The organism is Bacillus sp. AFS001701, assembly GCF_002559405.1.
Lineage (GTDB): Bacteria > Bacillota > Bacilli > Bacillales > Bacillaceae_G > Gottfriedia.
The window spans coordinates 1-816 of record NZ_NTZO01000705.1; the positions used below are offsets into that span (position 1 = coordinate 1).

At 29.5% G+C, this 816-nt stretch carries 1 protein-coding gene; it reads left to right on the plus strand.

Features of this window, described 5'->3' with window-relative positions:
• Positions 1 to 214 precede the first annotated feature (214 nt).
• Positions 215 to 816, plus strand: a 602-nt coding sequence (gene tatC, locus CN514_RS24745; RefSeq protein ID WP_286141833.1) for a twin-arginine translocase subunit TatC, incomplete at its 3' end; no start/stop codon positions are given.

The window sequence follows — 816 nt, forward strand, 5'->3', positions numbered from 1 at the left end:
ATTTTTTTATTAGTGATTTTTTGTTTAGTTAATTTTCTAGCTAACTCACTCATAGTTTAAAAATCAATTTACTGTAATTAGCATCTATTTTTATATCATGATTTTTATTAAGAAATTTTAATTTGAACTAATTGTATTTGTTTGAAATAATCATAGTGGGATAAAAAAGTATTTAATACAATTGTTCTAGTAAATGACAAAGCGGAGAATTCATATGAATAAAGAAATGGAAGTAGTCGATCATCTTGAGGAACTGCGTAAAAGAATTATCATTACAGCAGTTACTTTTATTGTTCTATTTATAATTGGGCTCGTTTATGTAGAACCAATTTATAAATTCTTAACAAAGGATTTAACATATAAACTAGTCGTGCTAAGTCCTGGGGATGTATTATGGGTCTATTTTTCGATATCTGCAGTTTTTGCGGCTGTTTTTACGATACCGGTTGCAACTTGGCAAACATGGCTTTTTGTTAAACCAGGTTTACATCCTTCTGAACAAAAAGGGATAGGATTTTATATACCCGCGTTATTTTTTCTGTTTGTTTTTGGATTAGTTATTGGCTATTATTTTGTTTTTCCTAATATCCTTAGATTCCTAACGATAATGGGACAAGGTATGCTTGAACAAAACTACACTGTTGATAAGTATTTCTCTTTTCTTTTTAATCTAGTCGTTCCATTTGCTGCATTTTTTGATATGCCAGTCGTGATTATGTTCTTAACAAAAATCGGCATTGTGAAGCCTAGTTATTTACAGAAAGTGAGAAAATATGCATATTTTATCTTAGTAATCGTGGCATGTTGTATTTCACC